The 1,020-nt window shown below is 39.3% G+C and carries 2 protein-coding genes; one reads left to right on the top strand and one right to left on the bottom strand.

Annotated features, from left to right (window positions below; genetic code table 11):
* A partial coding sequence (locus tag AMDU4_RS13725) for a gamma-glutamyltransferase (protein ID WP_021788525.1) occupies positions 1-326 on the bottom strand: 326 nt, incomplete at its 3' end.
* 129 nt (positions 327-455) lie between these two features.
* Between AMDU4_RS13725 and AMDU4_RS13720 the strand changes: the two genes are divergently transcribed.
* A partial coding sequence (locus AMDU4_RS13720; RefSeq protein ID WP_290705574.1) for a DUF4382 domain-containing protein occupies positions 456-1,020 on the top strand: 565 nt, incomplete at its 3' end.

The raw sequence follows: 1,020 nt of genomic DNA, 5'->3' as shown, positions 1-1,020 counted from the left end.
TCTGCTGCAATTTTCCAGGATGATACGAGACCTGGTATTGAAAATGAAGAAAGAGGTCCGTGTTTCGGTATTTCTTTGTACCCCTGCCCTGAGTAAAAATCTATGTCAGCGGCGGCAGGTGCGAATCCACTTGCGTTTATGCAGTAATATCGACCGTCTTTTATTGTTGCAAATAAATCTCCTCCAAGACCATTAAACTGAGGCTGGACAACAACAAGTGCAGAGGACGCCGCAAGCATGGCATCGTATGCATTTCCTCCTTTTTCCAGTGCTTCCAGTCCTGCCATGGTGCTAAGCGGGTGGCTAGTGGCTACATTATATTTCATAAAATAAATATTTATTTAAACTATTTAAAGAATTTTAAAAAAGCATGTTAACTTATAGTTGTGTATAAGAACATTTTATCAATGTAATTATGTATAAACATTTATATATTCAAATTTAGCTTAGCGTTTATGAAATCCAGTAAGTTAATGGCTATAATAGTTGCAATAATAATAGTTGCAGTTGTAGCTGGCGGGGGATATTACGCATACCACTACGAGACAACGGGAACGTTGAAAATGAGTGCGGCAGATAGCCCACCTTCTATAAATGGAGTTACTGGGGTGTACGTTACCTTCAGTTCGGTGGCACTTCATTCATATAAAGCATCTTCCAACTCTACAGGCTGGACAAATTATTCATTGCATGACAAAACCGTGAATATACTGAACTTAACTGCAAGCAATGCGGCATTCCTTTCCAACCTTTCAGTGCATGCATCATCGTACAATATGATGAAACTGTACATCAAAAACGTAACAGTGCATATAAATTTATCACTTGCAGGCACACTAAACAGCACCACCACAATTAACATGTCACTGGCACATGCCTTTGCACTTGTTATATTTGTGCACCCTGTTACTGTATCGGCACATTTCACAACAAGCATAGTAACCGATTTCAACCTGTCTAACAATATTGAACTAAGCGCACACAAATTCAACATGAACGCAACGGTTGATGTTTTAGCGC

It is taken from the genome of Ferroplasma sp. Type II (assembly GCF_000496155.1).
The sequence above is the reverse complement of the archived record's forward strand: the minus strand, read 5'-3'. Positions and strand labels throughout refer to the sequence as shown.